At 41.7% G+C, this 16,560-nt stretch carries 17 protein-coding genes; all 17 read left to right on the forward strand.

What is annotated here, in order from left to right; all coding sequences use genetic code 11:
- Positions 1-5 precede the first annotated feature (5 nt).
- The 17 genes from fliM (at position 6) to HRT96_RS02580 (ending at position 16,551) form a co-directional block, all read left to right on the forward strand.
- Positions 6-1,058, forward strand: a complete 1,053-nt coding sequence (fliM, locus tag HRT96_RS02500) for a flagellar motor switch protein FliM (RefSeq protein WP_293151719.1) — start codon at positions 6-8, stop codon at positions 1,056-1,058.
- 2 nt (positions 1,059-1,060) lie between these two features.
- Positions 1,061-1,444, forward strand: coding sequence for a flagellar motor switch protein FliN (fliN, locus tag HRT96_RS02505; protein WP_293151722.1), 384 nt, complete (start codon positions 1,061-1,063; stop codon positions 1,442-1,444).
- 1 nt (position 1,445) lies between these two features.
- A complete protein-coding gene (fliO, locus tag HRT96_RS02510) occupies positions 1,446-1,769 on the forward strand; it encodes a flagellar biosynthetic protein FliO (protein ID WP_293151725.1) in 324 nt (107 codons plus the stop codon).
- Positions 1,759-2,505, forward strand: a complete 747-nt coding sequence (gene fliP, locus HRT96_RS02515; protein ID WP_293151728.1) for a flagellar type III secretion system pore protein FliP — start codon at positions 1,759-1,761, stop codon at positions 2,503-2,505. Before fliO ends, fliP begins: the two co-directional genes overlap by 11 nt.
- A 90-nt stretch (positions 2,506-2,595) precedes the next feature.
- A complete protein-coding gene (gene fliQ, locus HRT96_RS02520; protein WP_293151731.1) occupies positions 2,596-2,865 on the forward strand; it encodes a flagellar biosynthesis protein FliQ in 270 nt (89 codons plus the stop codon).
- Between the two features lie 3 nt (positions 2,866-2,868).
- A complete protein-coding gene (fliR, locus tag HRT96_RS02525) occupies positions 2,869-3,654 on the forward strand; it encodes a flagellar biosynthetic protein FliR (protein WP_293151734.1) in 786 nt (261 codons plus the stop codon).
- 35 nt (positions 3,655-3,689) lie between these two features.
- On the forward strand, positions 3,690-4,820 hold the full coding sequence (gene flhB / locus HRT96_RS02530; RefSeq protein WP_293151737.1) for a flagellar biosynthesis protein FlhB: 1,131 nt from the start codon (positions 3,690-3,692) through the stop codon (positions 4,818-4,820).
- A gap of 89 nt (positions 4,821-4,909) precedes the next feature.
- On the forward strand, positions 4,910-7,009 hold the full coding sequence (gene flhA / locus HRT96_RS02535; protein WP_293151740.1) for a flagellar biosynthesis protein FlhA: 2,100 nt from the start codon (positions 4,910-4,912) through the stop codon (positions 7,007-7,009).
- Positions 7,010-7,053: 44 nt separating this feature from the next.
- Complete coding sequence (flhF, locus tag HRT96_RS02540; RefSeq protein ID WP_293151743.1) at positions 7,054-8,550, forward strand: flagellar biosynthesis protein FlhF; 1,497 nt, start codon at positions 7,054-7,056, stop codon at positions 8,548-8,550.
- A gap of 2 nt (positions 8,551-8,552) precedes the next feature.
- Entirely contained in the window at positions 8,553-9,428 is an 876-nt protein-coding gene (locus tag HRT96_RS02545; protein ID WP_293151746.1) for a MinD/ParA family protein, read from the forward strand.
- Position 9,429: 1 nt separating this feature from the next.
- On the forward strand, positions 9,430-10,155 hold the full coding sequence (locus HRT96_RS02550; RefSeq protein ID WP_293151749.1) for an RNA polymerase sigma factor FliA: 726 nt from the start codon (positions 9,430-9,432) through the stop codon (positions 10,153-10,155).
- 101 nt (positions 10,156-10,256) lie between these two features.
- Positions 10,257-10,640, forward strand: coding sequence for a chemotaxis response regulator CheY (cheY, locus tag HRT96_RS02555; RefSeq protein ID WP_006030794.1), 384 nt, complete (start codon positions 10,257-10,259; stop codon positions 10,638-10,640).
- 12 nt (positions 10,641-10,652) lie between these two features.
- Complete coding sequence (locus tag HRT96_RS02560) at positions 10,653-11,402, forward strand: protein phosphatase CheZ (protein ID WP_293151751.1); 750 nt, start codon at positions 10,653-10,655, stop codon at positions 11,400-11,402.
- 11 nt (positions 11,403-11,413) lie between these two features.
- Positions 11,414-13,516 (forward strand): chemotaxis protein CheA, encoded by a 2,103-nt coding sequence (locus HRT96_RS02565; protein ID WP_293151755.1) that lies wholly within the window; start codon positions 11,414-11,416, stop codon positions 13,514-13,516.
- 71 nt (positions 13,517-13,587) lie between these two features.
- Positions 13,588-14,790: a chemotaxis response regulator protein-glutamate methylesterase gene (locus HRT96_RS02570; RefSeq protein WP_293151758.1), complete on the forward strand. Its 1,203-nt coding sequence runs from the start codon at positions 13,588-13,590 to the stop codon at positions 14,788-14,790.
- A gap of 26 nt (positions 14,791-14,816) precedes the next feature.
- Positions 14,817-15,608 (forward strand): ParA family protein, encoded by a 792-nt coding sequence (locus HRT96_RS02575; RefSeq protein ID WP_293151762.1) that lies wholly within the window; start codon positions 14,817-14,819, stop codon positions 15,606-15,608.
- Positions 15,601-16,551, forward strand: coding sequence for a chemotaxis protein CheW (locus tag HRT96_RS02580; RefSeq protein ID WP_293151765.1), 951 nt, complete (start codon positions 15,601-15,603; stop codon positions 16,549-16,551). Before HRT96_RS02575 ends, HRT96_RS02580 begins: the two co-directional genes overlap by 8 nt.
- Positions 16,552-16,560: the final 9 nt, after the last annotated feature.

A 16,560-nucleotide genomic window follows, 5' to 3' on the forward strand; every position in this document is an offset into this window, starting at 1 on the left:
TAAGTGTGAGTGATTTATTAAGCCAAGACGAGATTGATGCGCTATTACATGGTGTTGATGATGTTGAAGAAGATGAATTTGACACCGTCGAAGACAGTGGCAGTATTGTTGATTTTGACTTTTCATCGCAAGACCGTATTGTGCGTGGTCGTATGCCAACGCTGGAGTTGGTTAATGAACGTTTCGCTCGTCACATGCGGATCAGTTTATTTAATATGATGCGCCGTACTGCGGAAGTATCAATTAATGGCGTACAAATGCTTAAGTTTGGTGAATACGTGCATACGTTATTTGTACCGACTAGTTTGAATATGGTGCGTTTCCGCCCCTTAAAAGGCACCGCGTTGGTGACTATGGAAGCACGTCTCGTCTTTATTTTAGTCGAAAACTTTTTTGGTGGTGATGGCCGTTATCATGCCAAGATTGAAGGGCGAGAATTTACGCCTACAGAGCGCCGTATTATTCAAATGTTGTTAAAGATAGTCTTTGAAGATTATCACGAAGCATGGGCGCCTGTTATGGATGCAGAGTTTGAATATCTTGATTCGGAAGTAAACCCGGCGATGGCTAATATTGTTAGCCCGACTGAGGTCGTTGTTGTGAGTTCATTCCATATCGAGCTTGATGGTGGCGGAGGTGATTTTCATATTACCATGCCATACTCGATGCTTGAGCCGATCCGTGAATTACTCGATGCGGGTGTGCAAAGTGACAAAGAAGATACCGATGAGCGCTGGAGTTCGGCGTTACAAGAAGAGATCTTAGATGTACCAGTAGAACTGAGTACTAAGTTACTTGAAACTGAGCTGACAATCGGGCAAATTATGGAATTAAAAGTAGGGGATATTATCCCGATTGATATGCCTGAAGAGCTCACCGTATTTATTGAAGATTTACCAAGTTATAAAGCCAAACTGGGTCGAAATAAAGATAATGTAGCGGTTAAGATTAGCAGAAAACTGAAAGTAAGTAATTTAACTAAATCTGATATTGACCATGTGGTATTACGTGGTGGATTAATGAATTTAGACGATAAAAATGATGAAAATAAGGTATAGAAATGAGTGAAGATCAAGATCAGATGGCCAATGACTGGGCTGCTGCAATGGCCGAGCAAAGTACTGTTGAAGCGACGGAGTTAGAAGATTTTAGCAATGATGACAATGCATTCTCTCCTGAACAGCAGCATAAATTAGATAGTATTCTTGATATTCCTGTTGTGATCTCAATGGAAGTTGGTCGTAGTAAAATTAGTATTCGTAATTTATTACAATTAAATCAAGGCTCTGTTGTTGAGCTTGATCGTATAGCCGGTGAGCCACTCGACGTAATGGTTAATGGTACACTTATCGCACACGGTGAAGTTGTGGTAGTAAATGACAAATTTGGTATTCGGTTAACCGACGTCATCAGCCAAACCGAACGTATTAAGAAGCTTAAATAGTATGAACGATCTTGATATGTTGCAATGGTTATTATCGTTGCTGGTGGTTATTTCGGTTATCGTGATGTTAGCTTTTTTAGCTAAAAAAACGCGTGTATTTGGCAGTAATAATCAACAGCTACACGTTGTCGCGACGTTACCGTTAGGGCCGAAAGAGCGGATCATGGTGGTACAAGTTGGTTCAGAACAAGTATTGCTCGGCATAACTGGACAGCAAATTAATTTGCTTAAAGAGTTAGAACGGCCCTTGGAAAATAGTCAGCCAGAACTCAATCCATTTGCTACTAAATTAGCCCAGATGATGAAACAGCATAATGAAAAATAAGTTTACGGTATTACTGTCGCTGGTACTGCTTTTTTTCACCTCCGCTGCATGGGCTGATAATTCAGTGATGTCGGCGGTGAAAGTGATCACTAACAGTGATGGCTCGCAGGAATATTCGGTGTCATTGCAAATTTTAGCCATGATGACGGCGTTAAGTTTTATTCCAGCTGCGCTGATCATGATGACCTCGTTTACTCGCATCATTATAGTACTGTCTATTTTACGCCAAGCATTAGGTTTACAACAGAGCCCGTCTAACCAAGTATTAGTTGGTATCACCTTATTCTTGTCTTTTTTCATTATGTCGCCAGTATTTGAGCGTATTAATGATAATGCCTTGCAGCCTTATTTGAGTGAAGAGCTTACATCGATGCAAGCCTTTGAGCAGGCTAAACTGCCAATGCAGCAATTTATGTTAGCGCAAACGCGTGTGACTGATCTTGATACCTTCATGCGAATTGCAAAAGTGGAAGCCGATTCACCCGAAGAGGTGCCTTTTAGAGTTTTGATCCCTGCCTTTGTAACCAGCGAACTTAAAACTGCCTTTCAAATTGGTTTTATGGTGTTCATTCCCTTTTTGATCATTGACTTGGTGGTGGCGAGTATCTTGATGGCTATGGGTATGATGATGTTATCACCGATGATTGTATCCTTGCCCTTTAAGCTCATGCTGTTTGTACTCGTGGATGGTTGGAGCCTTATTCTCGGCACGCTGGCGAACAGTTTTGGATTATGACGACGCTCTTGATATACACGTTTTCACATAAGGTAATCGTTCAGTTCATAAATCGGTTTATAAGCCGATTCATAAGTAAAAGGCAGTATCATGGCACCTGAAGTCTTTGTAGATATATTTCGACAAGCATTATGGACGGTATTACTATTGGTCTGTGCGGTCGTTGTACCCGGGCTATTAGTGGGTCTTGTCGTGTCAGTGTTTCAGGCCGCAACCTCAATTAATGAACAAACATTAAGTTTCTTACCACGTTTAATTGCCACTTTATTGGCGCTCATTTATGGTGCGCATTGGGGTTTTGGTCGTTTGATGGAATTCTTTACCAGCATGATACTTCAGATCCCACAAGTTGTAGGTTAATTAGTGGAAATTCTATCAGCTGATATTATGACGTTTATGGCCAGTTATATTTGGCCATTTGCCCGTCTATCTGGCATGGTCATGGTCATGATAGTCAGTGGTGCGAAAACCACACCAGCCATGATCCGGTTATTTTATTGTCTTGCGCTTACCGCGATGGTTGCGCCTGTATTGCCACCTATGCCTAATGTTGATTTGTTTTCGTTAAGTAGCTTCATGATCATTTTACAACAAAGTTTGATTGGTATTGCAATCGGTTTTGTGACTGTCATGTTGATTCAAACGTTTGTGCTCGCGGGGCAGATTATCGCGATGCAAACCAGTTTAGGTTTTGCCTCTATGGCAGATCCAGCATCGGGGCAAATGTCTCCTGTGATCGGTCAAATCTATATTTTATTAGGCACACTGGTTTATTTATCCGTGAACGGTCACTTATTTATGATCGAGACAGTTGTTAAATCGTTTGAGACATTGCCGGTTTCAGCGTCTGGTTTAGTTGCCATACAGTATTATGAAATTGCAGGGTGGATGTCAGTCATGTTCGCTGCTGCACTGAGTATGTCATTGTCTGCGGTTGTTGCTATGCTAGTGATTAACTTTTCGTTTGGTGTGATGACGAAGGCTGCACCGCAACTAAACGTATTTAGTTTAGGGTTCGCGGTGGGTATGGTCGCGGGTTTATTTATTATTTACTTATCATTAAAAAGCTTTATATTTCATTTTGATGCCCAGTGGCAACGCGCCGGAGAACTGATTTGTTCATTGCTCAATAATGCTTGCGCGTATTAACGCCGCTCACCACATTAGGATAAAGGTATTTCCTCATGGCTGAAAAAGACGGTCAAGAACAAACCGAAGACGCCACCGAGAAAAAGCTCACCCAAGCCAGGGAGAAAGGTCAGGTAGTTCGTTCGAAAGAACTTGCGACGACCTTTGTACTGACGGCAACAGGTGCAGCTTTCCTTGCTTTTGGTGATGCGTTGGCACGTGCGCTTGTTACTAATATGACTAGTTTATTTAAGCTTGAACGTAAAGACATTTTCAGTCCTGATGCCTTGCTTGAAATTGTTAGCGTGAGCATTAAACCGTTATTTTGGCCATTATTCGGCATCATGATTGTGGGTTTTTTTGCCGCTATTATCGGTAATATTCTCATGGGGGGCATGGTGTTTAGTGGTGAATCCATTCGTCCGAAAGCATCCAAAATGTCGCCTAAAGCAGGTCTAAAAAGAATGATGGGCCCACAAGCCATGGTTGAATTGATTAAATCAATTGCCAAGGTCGCCGTCGTTGTGACGATTGCCTTGCTGGTATTAAAAACTCAATTCTTACAGATCATGGAGTTTAGCCTCCAGCCATTGCATATTTCGATTATCCAATCATTAAATTTTTTGACTGATGTGTTTATTTGGTTGTGTGCATCTTTGATTATCATTGTGGCTATTGATGTACCTTATCAATATTGGAAACACGCCAAAGAATTGCGGATGACCAAGCAAGAAGTTAAAGATGAAATGAAAGATGTGAATGGTAACCCACAGTTAAAAGGCAAGATCAGGCAGATGCAGATGGAGATATCGCAACGGCGTATGATGGGTGATGTTCCTGACGCAGATGTGATTATTACCAACCCAACACATTATTCTGTGGCGTTAAAATATGAAAAAACCGGTAACGCCGCACCCAAAGTTGTGGCTAAAGGTGTTGATCAAGTCGCTTTCCGTATTCGTGAAATGGCGAAAGAACACAAAGTTCCCATCCTAGAATCCGCGGCGTTAACCCGTGCTATTTATCATAGCACTGAGATTGACGACCCGATTCCTGAAGGGCTATTTATTGCGGTCGCACAGATCCTTGCTTATGTTTATCAACTCGAGCAATTTAAACAACGTAAGGGTAATCGTCCCAAACCGTTACCAAAAACCATGGATATCCCTAACGATCTAAAATATTAGTATCATTTGTGGCATTCAATACCTAATGCTTTTGCTTTAGGTATGATTATTGCTTTATACTAGCGAGCATAATTTTTTGAGGTCTCGTAATGCAAGTAGCAGCAAATCTATCTAAAATCTGGGGTAAAAGGGCCGTCGCGCTAGAAAATATCGGCACCCCTATAGTGGTGTTGGCTACACTGGGCATGGTCGTATTACCGATACCTGCATTCCTATTAGATGTATTCTTTTCTTTTAATATCGCATTGTCGTTATTAATCTTACTTGTCTCTGTATACGTAAATAAACCTCTTGATTTTGCTGCATTTCCTACTGTTTTGTTAATTGCGACTTTATTACGTTTAGCGCTGAATGTGGCATCGACCCGAGTGGTGTTATTAGAAGGGCATAATGGTGGCGATGCCGCCGGACAAGTTATTGATGCTTTTGGTTCGGTTGTGATCGGCGGGAATTTGGCGGTAGGTCTTATCGTTTTTATGATTTTAATGATAATTAACTTTGCCGTGGTGACGAAAGGTGCAGGACGTATTGCGGAAGTAAGTGCGCGTTTTACCCTTGATGCAATGCCTGGTAAGCAAATGGCGATTGATGCCGATTTGAACGCTGGTATTATTGATCAAGAACAAGCCAAACAGCGCCGTGAAGAAGTTACTCAAGAAGCAGATTTTTATGGTTCGATGGACGGTGCCAGCAAATTTGTAAAAGGTGATGCGGTTGCCGGTTTATTGATTTTATTTATTAATATTATCGGCGGCCTTATCATTGGTATTTCGCAGCATGATCTCAGTTTTGCGGAAGCCGGTGAGATTTACACATTATTGACCATTGGTGATGGTCTGGTTGCGCAGATACCGTCATTACTCTTATCTATCGCTGCTGCGATCATTGTTACCCGTCAGAATAAAGACGAAAAACTCGGCACTCAAGTCACGAGCCAAATGGTGGCCAATCCAAAAGCATTAGCGGTTGTCGGTGTCATTATGACGGTGATGGGATTAGTACCGGGCATGCCACACCTTGCTTTCATCGGTTTTGGTGTGCTTACTGGCACTTGGGCGTGGTGGTTAATGAAAGCGGCAACCCTACGTGAAGAAGAGAAAAACAACATTCCAGAAGATGCTGCCATTGACGCGACGATGAATGATCAAAAAGATCTCGACTGGGATGATGTTAAACCAGTTGATACGATTGGTTTGGAAGTGGGTTACCGCTTAATTCCGATGGTTGATAAAAGCCAAGGTGGTGAGTTATTAAATCGTATTAAAGGTGTACGTAAGAAGCTTTCTCAAGAATTAGGTTTTTTGATCCCCGCGGTGCATATTCGCGACAACCTAGATCTTCCACCAAATTGTTATAGTATTAACATTATGGGTGTTTCCAATGGCGAAATTGAAATCTTCCACGATAAAGAGTTAGCCATTAACCCTGGTCAGGTTTATGGCAAGATCGATGGGATTGCAACCATAGACCCGGCTTTTGGTTTACCTGCATTGTGGATCAATCCTCAACAGCGTGATCAAGCGCAAACCTTGGGTTATACAGCAGTTGACTCAGCCACGGTTGTTGCGACACACTTGAGCCAGTTATTACTGAATAATGCGGCACAATTGCTCGGTTATGAAGAAGTACAAAATTTATTAGATGTGTTAGCGAAAACACATCCGAAGTTAGTCGAAAGTTTAGTCCCTGAGCTCTTACCGTTAGGGATTGTTGTAAAAGTGCTAAAAGGGCTATTACATGATAACGTGCCAATTCGAGATATTCGTACTATTGTGGAAACAATGGCTGAATATGGTTCGAAAACGCAAGATCCAGAAGTATTAATTTCTGCTTGTCGTGTCAGTTTACGCCGCATGATTGTTCAGGATATTAATGGTCTCGATAGTGAGTTACCTGTGGTTACACTGGCTCCCGAATTAGAGCAAATATTACATCAGTCTTTACAGGCTGCTGGTAGTGAAGGTGCTGGCATTGAACCTGGATTAGCAGAGCGCATGCAAACGTCATTAACAGAAGTTGCGCAGAATCAAGAGTTAGCTGGACAACCAGCAATCTTATTAACGTCTGGGGTATTAAGATCTACATTGGCGAAATTTGTGAAATATTCAATACCATCATTAAGAGTATTGTCTTACCAAGAAGTCCCCGATGATAAACAGATCCGAATTGTCAGTGTTGTAGGTCAATAACACGTTAATAAATTAAAGTAGCGAGCAGTACTAAGGATGATAAGTTGAAAATAAAGCGCTTTTTTGCCAAAGATATGCGTTCGGCATTGGCTGAAGTCAAAGAGGTTCTTGGCCCCGACGCTGTTATTATGTCTAACAAAAAGGTCACCGGTGGCATCGAGATCGTTGCTGCTGTGGATTTCTCTGAAAGTAAGTCTGCGGCACCGGAACCAGCGGCAAAACGAACACCTATAATGAATAAGACAAACCGTCAACTTTCTGAAGACTCCGTCAATTTATCGGCATCTAAATTTAATTTCAAAAAGTTAATGACTAGCGAAATATCGCAACAAGCTAAACCTGAACAAGCAGCGGTAAAAAATGATTCATTAGCGAGTTTATTGGCACGTCAGCAAGAACATAAACAACAGATGTCTCAAGCAATAAGCAACGAAGATAATGCCGGTGAAGGAAATAACTGGGATACTAGCTTTTTAAAGAAACCTGTTGCTCGACGTTTTGCGGAACCACCAAAATTGGCGCCTGCGACACTTGCGGAGCAAAATGAAATGCGTGATGGTATGGCTCGTAAATCATCACACAGTGGTCATAAGCCATTTGAGTCAGCGGTATCAAAAAGTGATAATCAACAAGATATTAGCGCGATGAAAGCGGAACTGTCTTCAATCCGAAAACTGCTCGAACACCAAGTGTCAGGCTTACAGTGGCAGGAAGTTGAACGTAATGAACCTATTCGTGCTATGTTGATTAAACATCTCGTTAAGATTGGTTTTACCGAAGAGGTTGCAGACCAGTTAGCGAATAATGTGACAGAAAACTGTTCGATTGAATCAGCTTGGGACCAAATTCAAACGCTATTGACGGATAATGTCCTGATTGCACCAGATGATATTTTAAGTAAAGGTGGTGCTGTTGCATTAGTGGGTCCAACGGGCGTAGGAAAAACGACAACAATCGCCAAATTAGCGGCAAAATTTGCCATGTTGCATGGTTCCGATAATGTTGCACTGATCACAACTGATACATATCGTATCGGTGCTCACGAACAATTAGCGACTTATGGTCGTATAATGGGTTGTACAGTCAAAATTGCACGTGACGATGCAGAGTTGGCACAATACTTGTATCAATTACGGAGTAAGCGTTTAGTTTTAATTGACACTGCCGGTATGGGCCAGCGCGATACGCGTTTGTCTGAACAGTTAGAGTCATTAGTCAATAATGACAAAGTCGTGATTCGTAACTATTTAGTTGTCCCTGCAACCGCACAGCGTAGGGTAGTACAAGAAACACTCGAGCATTTTCATCATATTCCGTTAGCGGGCTGTATTTTAAGTAAAGTGGATGAAAGCTTAAGTCTCGGTGAAGTATTAAGTGTATTAATACAACATCAACTGCCAATTGCTTATATAACAAATGGGCAGCGAGTACCTGAAGATATAGATTCAGCTAATGCTCAACAATTAGTGAGTACGGTACTGAATAGAGATACACTAGAAGAACAAAACGATACGCATTTTTGGTTAGGCGATGATAAATAGTAATGAATAAACATAATTTTTTCGATCAAGCAAGTGGTCTAAGACAAATGAGTAATAACAAAAAAGTTAAAGTTATTGCCGTTTCAGGTGGCAAAGGTGGCGTAGGTAAAACTAACGTAACACTGAACATGGCAGTAGCACTCGCGGCTCAGGGCAAGCGAGTGATGGTTTTAGATGCCGATCTTGGATTGGCAAACGTCGATGTTTTACTCGGCTTACGCGTACACAAAAACATTTCTCACGTGATTTCGGGAGAATGTACATTAGACGATATTTTGATTGAAGGCCCAAATGGAATTTTAATCGCACCAGCGACATCTGGTACACGTTCGATGGTGGAATTATCGACGCAAGAGCATGCTGGTTTAATCCGGGCTTTTGGAGAGCTAAAAACACCGATTGATGTGTTATTAGTTGATACTGCTGCGGGTATTTCGGAGATGGTATTAAGCTTCTGCCGTGCTTCACAAGATATCTTGATGGTGGTGTGTGATGAACCAACATCGATTACCGATGCTTACGCGTTAATTAAATTATTATCCAAAGAACACGGCGTTCATCGGTTTAAGATTGTTGCCAACATGGTGCGCAGTTTACGGGAAGGCCAAGAATTATTTACTAAGTTGACACGTGTCACCGACCGATTTTTAGATGCAACATTAGAACTTGTTGCTTGTATTCCGTTTGATAACTGCGTTCGCCAAGCCGTTCGTAAACAGAAAGTGGTTGTAGAAGCATTCCCAAAAGCGCCCGCTTCATTGGCGTTTAGAGCGTTAGCAAGTCGAGCTGCAACTTGGCCGGTGCCGAATACAGGCGGCGGTCATCTGGAGTTCTTCATTGAGAACTTGTTTGAAAACAAAGCTAGGGTAGAAGATTGAAGTGAATAAGGCATCCGCTTACAGTAACATCCAGTCGCAACAGAATCACGCTGTTGAGAAATTCGGTTATTTAGTAAAACGAATTGCTCATCACTTGCTCCTACGTTTGCCACCGAGTGTTCAGTTAGATGATTTAATCCAGTCGGGAATGATTGGATTACTGGATGCTGCGCGTAACTTTGATGGCTCTAAAGGCGCTAGCTTTGAGACCTATGCTGGTATTCGTATTCGCGGTTCAATGATAGATGAAATGAGACGCGGGGATTGGGTACCAAGATCGGTGCATAAAAATGGTCGCGATATTGCCGCGGCAATTGATCGAATTGAAAAACAAACTGGGACAGATGCAAAAGATACGGATATTGCTGGGGAATTAGGCGTAAGCTTGGCTGACTACCGTAGTATGTTGATGAATGTAAACAGCGGGCATATATTAGCGATCGAGGATTTGACCGCAAGTAATGAAGACGCTTATTCAGCTTATGAAGGTAAATCAAGTACCCCTTGTGCGGAATTTTCTGAGCAACGTTTTCAGCAAGCATTAGCAGATTGCATTAAAACATTACCGGAAAGAGAAAGCTTAGTTTTATCGCTTTATTATGATGAAGAGTTAAATCTAAGAGAGATTGGAGAAGTGCTTAGTGTCAGTGAATCTCGAGTAAGTCAAATACATAGTCAAGCAATGCATCGTGTTAAAGCGCGAATGCATGCATGGTTGGATGATTAAGTTTAATGGGTACTATATTATTTAGTGCCTGAGTATTGAAGTAATATATTTATGGGAATCAGGACCTGTAAATATTGTGATTACTTATTTTGGAGAACAACTTGAAAAAGCAAATTAAAATTCTTATTGTCGATGATTTTTCTACGATGAGACGCATCATTAAAAACTTACTGCGTGACCTTGGTTTTAGTAATACATTTGAAGCCGACGATGGTAATACCGCGCTACCTATGCTTAAAAATGGCGATTATGATTTTGTGGTCACTGACTGGAACATGCCTGGAATGCAAGGTATTGATCTACTTAAAGAAATAAGAAAAGATCAAGCGCTTTGTCATATCCCTGTATTGATGGTTACGGCAGAAGCGAAACGCGAACAAATCATTGAAGCTGCGCAATCAGGTGTAAATGGTTATATTATAAAACCATTTACGGCAGCGACGTTAAAAGAAAAGTTAGAGAAAATTTTCGAACGAATTCAATAAGCAGGGATGGGCATGAGTGAACAACAAGAAGCATTGATTTCATTAGAAAAAGCTAAAGAACTGGTGACACTGCTAGAGTGCGGCCAGGTAGAAATGGCAAATGAAATCATTATTGATATTCAAAATGAAAGTTCAGCTGCAATGTTTGAAAAAGTAGGGGTGTTAACTCGTCAATTACATGATTCATTAGAAGATTTTCAATTGGATACGCGTATTGAAAGTCTGGCTAATGATGAATTCCCGGATGCTAGAGAACGTTTAAACTACGTTATCGAAATGACGGATAAAGCCGCAAACCGAACCATGGATGCAGTAGAAGCGTGCTTACCCATCGCGGATAGTTTTACTGATCGTATCCAACAAGTGATGCCAAATTGGAAGAACTTGATGAATCGTGATTTGCAACTCGGTCAATTTAAAGAACTTTGTAAATTATTAGATGATTTTCTTCAAGTTTCAGTTTCAGATGCCGATAGTTTAAGACAGTACTTAACTGAAATTCTTATGGCACAAGATTTCCAAGATTTGACTGGTCAAATGATCCGTCGAGTGATTAATCTAGTGCAAGAAGTTGAAGTTAAATTAGTTGAAATGCTGACTATGTTTGGTGAGGCGTCAAAGCCACTAAATAGCACAGCAGACGAAATTAAAAAAATCAGTGGCATTGAAGCGGAAGGTCCAATCATGAATGCGAAAGAACGTGTTGATGTAGTAGACGGCCAAGATGATGTCGATGATTTATTATCAAGTTTAGGATTTTAAGGGAGATATTGATGAGCTTTGATGTTGATGAAGAAATTCTACAGGACTTCCTGATTGAAGCGTCTGAGATTCTAGAGCTACTCTCTGAGCAACTCGTTGATTTAGAAAAAAGCCCAGAAGACTCAGAATTACTGAATGCAATCTTTAGGGGGTTTCATACAGTTAAAGGTGGCGCTGGCTTTTTAGCATTATCAGAACTAGTTGATATATGTCACGGTGCAGAAAACGTATTTGATAGCCTACGTAATGGGCATCGCGCGGTAACACCTGAATTGATGGATGTGATTCTTCAAGCATTGGATTGTGTCAATGTGATGTTTGTCGCGATTCAAGAGCGTGAACCATTAATTGCTGCAGATGCGGCATTAATCCATCAACTTCATTTGCTGACTCAACCTGCATCTGCACCAGTAGTGATAGAAAAGGTTGTAGCGGTGACGCCTCAATCGGTAACTGTTGCTGGTAATGACTCAGGTATTGACGGAATGTCAGAGCTTGATTTTGAAAAATTACTTGATGAACTTCATGGTAAAGGTGGAACGCCGACAGCTGCTAACGTAGCCGTCCCGGCGCCGACACCTGCGGCAAGTTCAAATGCTGATTTTACGGATGATGAGTTCGAAAAATTACTTGATGATCTGCATGGTGTTGGTCAGCATGCTAGCGCGACGAATACAACGTCAGCCGCTAGCAGTACTGAACTCAATGACGATGACTTTGAAAACTTACTGGATGAATTATACGGTAAGGGTAATGCGCCAAGTGCTGCTGCGACGATCAAAAATGTGGTTAATGCTGGAGGTTCTGCTGCTATCCAGCCCGCGCCTGTTGCACAAGCTGCAACTGCGGTTGCTTCACCAGTTGCAAAAGTGGCACCAGTAGCCAAAAAATCGACTGAAACCGTGGCGGTAAAAGCAGAGAAAAAAGCGAAACCGCAAGTTGATTCAACAGTACGTGTTGATACTCGTACCCTTGATGAAATTATGAATATGGTGGGCGAATTAGTACTTGTTCGTAACCGTTTAGTGAGCTTAAGCGCCGCAAATAATGATGAAGACATGACTAAAGCTGTGTCCAATCTTGATGTGGTTACTGCCGATTTACAAGGCGCTGTCATGAAAACGCGGATGCAACCAATCAAAAAAGTGTTTGGTCGTTTCCCACGTGTTGTACGTGATTTAGCACGTAGTTTATCAAAAGACATTAATCTTGAAATGATTGGTGAAGAAACCGATTTAGATAAGAATTTAGTCGAAGCACTTGCTGATCCTCTGGTGCATTTAGTGAGAAACTCGGTGGACCACGGCATTGAAATGCCAGACGAACGCGTGAAAAATGGTAAACCACGACAGGGGACGATTACCTTATCAGCATCTCAAGAAGGCGACCATATTCGTCTGAAAATTGTAGATGATGGTGCGGGTATGGACCCAGAACGCTTAAAGGATATTGCGATTAAACGTGGGGTGCTTGATGCTGATGCAGCAGCAAGAATCTCGGATAATGAAGCATACAACCTTATTTTTGCCCCCGGTTTTTCAACCAAAGATCAGATATCAGACATTTCTGGGCGTGGTGTTGGGATGGATGTGGTTAAGACGGGTATCAGCAAACTTAATGGTACAATTTCGATCGACTCCAAACTGGGGACGGGTACAACGATTGAAATTAAAGTACCGTTGACACTGGCGATTTTACCCACCTTGATGGTCGAAGTCGGTAAGCAAATATTTGCTTTACCATTAACGAGTGTTAATGAGATCTTCCACTTGGACTTAAATAAAACCCATGTCGTCGATAACCAGCTCAGCATTGTAGTCAGAGACAAAGCTATTCCACTATTTTATCTGCATGATTGGTTAACTAAAATGGATCCACAAGCAGCGACACGAAATGATCGTGGTCTTGGCCATGTTGTGATCGTCCAGTTAGGGATTAAACAAGTTGGTTTTGTGGTTGATAGTCTGATTGGTCAAGAAGAAGTTGTTATTAAAGCGTTAGACAACTTACTACAAGGTACGCCTGGCATGGCCGGCGCAACTATTACCAGCGATGGTGGTATTGCTTTGATTTTAGATATTCCAAGTCTCTTAAATCATTACGCCAAACGCTAATTTGTTGATACAGGGGGTTTCCCCCTGTGTGCTTTTACATTGAAGTAAACACATTTAAGTAGATAGATTAGATGAAAATAAAGGTTTTAGTCGTTGATGACTCTAGTTTTTTCAGACGTAGAGTAAGTGAAATCATTAATGCAGATCCAGAAATGGAAGTTATTGATACTGCTAAGAATGGCGAAGAAGCGATCATTAAAGCGAAATCGCTACGTCCAGATGTGATCACCATGGATATTGAAATGCCAGTACTCGACGGTATTTCTGCAGTTAAAGCGATCATGAAAGACACGCCGACCCCCATTTTAATGTTCTCGTCACTGACGCACCAAGGTGCGAAGTCGACACTCGAGGCTTTAGAGGCCGGTGCGGCTAACTTTTTACCGAAAAAGTTTGAAGATATTGCCAAAGACAAAGCGGAAGCGGTTAAATTACTGCAGCAAAATATTAAAGAAATCAGTAAACGCAGAAGTGGATTGAGAGCTCCGCGTATCACTTCCATCCCAGTTCGTAGTGCGCCGATAGCGCCTGATAGAGGTCTTAATAGCGCCACGTTACTGCGTAAAAATACAGCGACAAGCCGATTGCAGACGGCGAATGCTGTAAACGTGAGACATGTTGCTGATGTTGATAGCGCGACACTTGAAACGCGAACGCCGGCAACTGTCAGCCATGTAAGAAAACGTGCATCAGGTAAAAAATATAATTTAATGGTAATTGGTGCGTCTACCGGTGGTCCAGTCGCATTACAAAACGTATTAACACCTTTACGTAATGACTTCCCTTTACCTATTTTACTCATTCAACATATGCCCGCTACGTTTACTTCGGCATTTGCAGCGCGATTGAATACCTTATGCCAAATCACGGTAAAGGAAGCGCAGCATGGTGATCGTTTACGGCCTGGAGTTGCTTATTTAGCGCCTGGTGGTAAGCAAGTTCTGATTGAGAGTAAAGCCGGTGGTTTAAGTTTAAAAGTCATTGAAAGCCCAGAAGGGATTAATTATAAACCGAGTGTCGATATTACATTTGGCTCTGCTGCGCAGGCATATCGCGATAAAGTATTAGCGATTGTATTAACGGGTATGGGTGCTGATGGCCGAGAAGGCGCTAAATTACTCAAACAAAAAGGCAGTACTGTGTGGGCTCAAGATGCACAATCTTGCGTTGTATATGGTATGCCACAAGCAATTGTGAATGCTGGATTAGCCGATGAACAAATTAATCTGCCACAAATCGCAGAGCGCATTAATATTGAAGTTGGTTGTCGGTAACGACATGCTGATAAGGTAGGGTAAAGTTGAACGTTTGGACTGTTGCTAATCAAAAAGGCGGGGTTGGAAAAACAACCACTGCAATTACTCTGGCAGGTTTACTTTCAGAGCAAGGACAGCGCGTATTATTAATCGATACTGACCCTCACGCATCATTAACGAGTTATCTCAATTATGATTGTGATGATTTAACGGTTGGATTGTTTGATCTTTTTGTCGCGCCTATGCTTGATGCTGAATTGGTTCATAATGCGACGATTGAAACACCTTATAACGGTATTAACTTATTACCTGCGACGATGGCACTGGCTACTTTAGATAGAACACTCGGTCACCGTGATGGTATGGGACTTATTCTCAAAAATATTATCACTTTAGTGTCGGATGATTATGACTTTGTTATTATCGATTGTCCTCCTGTACTTGGGGTGATGATGGTGAATGCGCTGGCAAGCAGTGACCGAATTTTAGTGCCTGTGCAAACCGAGTTTTTAGCATTGAAAGGTTTAGACCGTATGGTTAAAACCTTTGAAATTATGCAACGCAGTTGTACAAATAAATTTAATTATACAGTGATCCCAACTATGTTTGACCGCCGAACTAAAGCTTCGATTGTGTCATTACAGACATTGCAACAAAACTATAGCCAGAATGTATGGCGTGCAGTTATCCCTGTAGATACACAATTTCGCAATGCCAGTTTAAAGCATATGCCACCTTCTATGTATTCTCGTAGTAGCCGTGGTGTTGCTGCCTATGGGGCATTATTACAAGACTTGTTGGCAGGCATTAAGCAGCAGGACCGTATGTATGGATAAGCATAGCAAACACACAGCTTTAGATGATTATTTTGCATCTATGTTATCTGTTCCAGTTGTTGAAGACGTGAAACCGTCTGAGTTAACAATGGCGCTTACAGATTTTCCTCAGGCTGAATTAAAACCGTTATTGTCAGTTGTTTCGCCGCAAGGACCGAGTGATTTTAAGATGCCTGAGCCAGATAGCTCGGGTTCGTTAACCGAGCTTGACCTGTTATTGGGTTCTGTGATTGACATTGACCTTGCAGACATGGACTTGTCTGTTTTAGATAATGCTCAGTCAGCATATTTACCAGCAGAACCCGTTATTGATACTATGGTTGGTACTATCTCTGCAGCAGAGCAAGAGATACAACGCGTTGTAGCGGATGTGACTGTTGCTGAAATGTCAGAAAGTACTGTGTTGCCAGAGGCTGAGCTATCGCCATCATCGATACCAGAAGCAGACACAGAAACCGAATTAGAAAGCAACGTTGAAGCGGCCCCTACGTGGAAGAATGTTGAATTAGAAGAACGCTTTCAAGCGCTGTTTTTTGAGGTCGCAGGTGTTACCTTTGCGGTGCCTCTGACAGAGCTTGGTGGTATTCATCAAGCTGAAGTAGTCAACAGTTTATTTGGTAAACCGGATTGGTATTTAGGTATCATGCAACACCGTGAACAAAAATTAAGTGTTGTTGATACTGCACAATGGGTTATGCCTGAGCAGAATATGGGTGAGATAGATTATAAATATCAGATCCAACTAAGTGAGTCGAATTGGGTACTAGGCTGTGAAAGTCTGCATGGTACTGAAACTTTAAACAGTAATGATATTAAATGGCGAAGTACACCTGGCAGTCGACCTTGGTTAGCTGGCATGGTTAAATCACGCATGTGCGTATTATTACACGTAACCGAAATGATTAAATTGCTGGATAATGGCATCAATATTCATGGGCAATAGTAGAAGGAA

The sequence above is a fragment of the Moritella sp. genome (assembly GCF_013215705.1).
GTDB lineage: Bacteria > Pseudomonadota > Gammaproteobacteria > Enterobacterales > Moritellaceae > Moritella.

Bases quoted from the DNA above. Each gene is read 5' to 3' on its own strand.
- fliO (WP_293151725.1), top strand. From the start codon at position 1,446: ATGAACGATCTTGATATGTTGCAATGGTTATTATCGTTGCTGGTGGTT.
- fliN (WP_293151722.1), top strand. From the start codon at position 1,061: ATGAGTGAAGATCAAGATCAGATGGCCAATGACTGGGCTGCTGCAATG.
- fliP (WP_293151728.1), top strand. From the start codon at position 1,759: ATGAAAAATAAGTTTACGGTATTACTGTCGCTGGTACTGCTTTTTTTC.
- HRT96_RS02560 (WP_293151751.1), top strand. From the start codon at position 10,653: ATGAGTGAACAACAAGAAGCATTGATTTCATTAGAAAAAGCTAAAGAA.
- HRT96_RS02565 (WP_293151755.1), top strand. From the start codon at position 11,414: ATGAGCTTTGATGTTGATGAAGAAATTCTACAGGACTTCCTGATTGAA.
- HRT96_RS02545 (WP_293151746.1), top strand. From the start codon at position 8,553: ATGAATAAACATAATTTTTTCGATCAAGCAAGTGGTCTAAGACAAATG.
- flhA (WP_293151740.1), top strand. From the start codon at position 4,910: ATGCAAGTAGCAGCAAATCTATCTAAAATCTGGGGTAAAAGGGCCGTC.
- flhB (WP_293151737.1), top strand. From the start codon at position 3,690: ATGGCTGAAAAAGACGGTCAAGAACAAACCGAAGACGCCACCGAGAAA.
- HRT96_RS02570 (WP_293151758.1), top strand. From the start codon at position 13,588: ATGAAAATAAAGGTTTTAGTCGTTGATGACTCTAGTTTTTTCAGACGT.
- fliQ (WP_293151731.1), top strand. From the start codon at position 2,596: ATGGCACCTGAAGTCTTTGTAGATATATTTCGACAAGCATTATGGACG.
- HRT96_RS02580 (WP_293151765.1), top strand. From the start codon at position 15,601: ATGGATAAGCATAGCAAACACACAGCTTTAGATGATTATTTTGCATCT.